We start from the raw sequence: 2831 nt of genomic DNA on the forward strand, positions 1-2831 counted from the left end.
GGGCGAGGCTCGAGGAGGAGAGGACAGAGCAGCAGGTTTTTTGCAGGACAAACCGAAATCTGGCGTGCGATGGATATCTGCTGAGCAGAGGGTGGGGCGGTGAGGGCAAAGGTCAAAGCACTTTTCCGATGTTTGCCTCAGAAAAGTGCCGATCAGCAGGGCGTTGCGGCAACTCAGCCGGGAGGCTGCTCGAAGAGGTCCTGCATCGGCGCGCCATCCTGCCGCGGCTGGACCATCCCGAAATGGCGATAGGCACTTTGGGTCGCCATCCGGCCCCGGGGCGTGCGCACCAGATAGCCCTGCTGGATCAGGAAGGGCTCCAGCACGTCCTCGATGGTGCCCCGCTCCTCGCCGATGGCCGCCGCCAGGCTCTCCACGCCCACGGGGCCGCCGTCGAACTTCTCGATGACGGCCTGCAGCAGCCGGCGGTCCATATGGTCAAAGCCGAGGCCGTCCACCTTGAGCATGCCGAGCGCCTGGTCGGCCACGTCGCGGGTGATGCGCCCGCCCGCCTTCACCTGCGCGAAGTCCCGCACGCGGCGCAGCAGCCGGTTGGCGATGCGCGGCGTGCCCCGAGAGCGCCGGGCGATCTCCGCCGCACCGTCCGGCTCGGTGTGAATGGCCAGGATCTGGGCAGAACGCTGCACGATGCGGGTCAAGTCCTCGGCGCTGTAGTACTCCAGGCGCTGCACGATGCCGAAACGGTCCCGCAGCGGGCTGGTCAGGAGCCCGGCGCGGGTGGTGGCGCCGACCAGCGTGAAGGGCGGCAGGTCCAGCTTGATGGACCGCGCGGCGGGACCCTCGCCAATCATGATGTCGAGCTGAAAGTCCTCCATGGCGGGATAGAGGATCTCCTCGACCACGGGGCTCAGGCGATGGATCTCGTCGACGAAGAGCACGTCGCCGGACTCCAGGTTGGTCAGCAGCGCGGCCAGGTCCCCGGGCTTCTCCAGCACCGGACCGGAGGTCTGGCGCAGGTTCACCTGCATCTCGTGGGCGATGATGTGCGAGAGCGTGGTCTTGCCAAGCCCGGGCGGGCCGAAAATCAGCGTGTGGTCCAGGGCCTCGGCGCGGCCGCGGGCGGCTTGGAGAAAGATCTCCATCTGCTCGCACACCGCCGGCTGGCCGACATAGTCCGCCAGCCTGCGCGGGCGGATGGCGCGGTCAAGCGCGCCGTCGTCGGCGGCCTCCGCGGGGCTGATGAGGCGGTCAGGGACGGTCATGGCACCGAGCCTCGAGACTAATCGTATCCTCAGGACGATAGCATAGGGGCCAAACGGGCCGGCCTGCGCGGGCATCGGTCACCGTCCGGGATGAGGACCACAGCAAGGCACGGCCTCGATCCGCATCAAATCGCAGCGAGCAGCGGCGGGACGCGACGGCGTGCGGTTGCGGAAGCCATGCCGGGCGCCTGCTGCAGGAGCTGGACGGCCAAGGCGGCTTTGAGGCCAGCCAAGGAGCCGTCGATAATGCAGGCGCCGATGGCGACGAGCCCGCCGCTGTCTAATGTCGACCCATCGGGCACCTGCGTCGGTGCCGCATCGACAGTATCAACCATCAGAGGAGACCAACCATGCGCATCCCCGAAATACGAAGCCTCACAGCCCGGCTGTCGCTCGGGCTGCTGGTGTTGCTCATGTGCGGCATCGCCAGCGCCGAGAAGCCCGCCGACACCCAAGCCCTGGACGGCGTCAGCTCGGGCAAAATCGCCTGGGACATCAACATGGCCGACGCCGAAAAGATGCTGCTGTACCTGAAGGTCATGGACGAGACCTACGAGGACCTGAAGCGCCAGGGCGTGGCGCCGGACATGGTCCTTACCTTCCGGGGCCCATCAGTGCGTCTGATCACGACAGACCGGTCCGATGTGCCGATTGATGACGAGCTGCACCTGGACGGCATCGCCGAGCAGCTTCGCGCGATGCTGAAAAAGCCCAATGTTCGCGTCGAGGCCTGCTCCGTCGCGACCCGCCTGACGGGGGTGGACGCGGACACTCTGTTGCCGGGCATCGAGCACGTGGGCAATACCTTCGTGTCCCAGATCGGTTACCAGGCAAAGGGTTACGCAATCATCCCCATCATGTAGCCGTCTGCCCGCGCCGCTGTGGGATGGGCGCTCACGGATCTGCGCTCGTATCAGCGCCGTCGCATGCCCTCTGCGTCTGGCCCTTCACCCGCGCCGTCGCCGAGCTGGCGGGGCGCGCTGGGCTCGCTGTAGCCGAGCACCTGGCCCAAGGCGGTCTGCGCGCGCCGGGCAATGTAGTCCTTCGACAGTCGCCGGTCGGCGAACAACAGGTTGCGGTCGGCCGCGCGGTCCAGGTAGAGCACCTCCTCCGCAGCGGGCTGGAAGGGACGCCGGCTGACGCGCGCGACCCGCCCGAGGTTCACACCGCGGCCGTCGTCGAGCAGAATCAGGTGCGGGGCCAATCCGCGCGCCGGATCCGGGCGCGGGAAGTCGATGACGCCAAGCAATAGGTAGGGCCGGTCGGTGATCTGTGCTCCTAGCTGAGTGTCCGTGTCGCGCAGCTCCGCCAGGTAGACCGTCTCGCCCACCGCGGCGCGCAGCCGCTCCACCTGAGCGCCGTAGCTGGTGGGCGGCCAAAGACCGGCATACTCGTCACCCGGATCGCCCGTATCCGGCGGCGGCGGTGTTGTCATGGCGGTTCCCCCCTCTGATCCATGGTCTCCAATCAGACTTAGCGGTGCCAGTGGGCCGAGCGCAACGGCGAGGTCTTCCGTGCCTTTCTCAAGCTTGGACCCACCTACTTCGGCGGGCCGATCGCCCCCCCCCGCTCGTGTCGCGCCGGGCTTGATCCCTTGATTGCGCCCCA

Annotated in this window: 3 protein-coding genes; 1 reads left to right on the forward strand and 2 read right to left on the reverse strand. The window is 67.5% G+C overall.

Features of this window, described 5'->3' with window-relative positions; all coding sequences use genetic code 11:
- Positions 1-173 precede the first annotated feature (173 nt).
- Positions 174-1223, reverse strand: coding sequence for a Holliday junction branch migration DNA helicase RuvB (gene ruvB, locus I6U14_RS16550; RefSeq protein ID WP_296900716.1), 1050 nt, complete (start codon positions 1221-1223; stop codon positions 174-176).
- A gap of 413 nt (positions 1224-1636) precedes the next feature.
- Between ruvB and I6U14_RS16555 the strand changes: the two genes are divergently transcribed.
- Entirely contained in the window at positions 1637-2086 is a 450-nt protein-coding gene (locus I6U14_RS16555; protein ID WP_296900720.1) for a DsrE family protein, read from the forward strand.
- A 50-nt stretch (positions 2087-2136) separates the two neighbouring features.
- On the opposite strand, the gene I6U14_RS16560 is transcribed toward I6U14_RS16555, so the two are convergent.
- A complete protein-coding gene (locus I6U14_RS16560) occupies positions 2137-2658 on the reverse strand; it encodes a hypothetical protein (RefSeq protein WP_296900718.1) in 522 nt (173 codons plus the stop codon).
- Positions 2659-2831: the final 173 nt, after the last annotated feature.

Origin of the sequence: Thiohalocapsa sp. (genome assembly GCF_019695415.1) — a bacterium.
Classification (GTDB): domain Bacteria; phylum Pseudomonadota; class Gammaproteobacteria; order Chromatiales; family Chromatiaceae; genus Thiohalocapsa.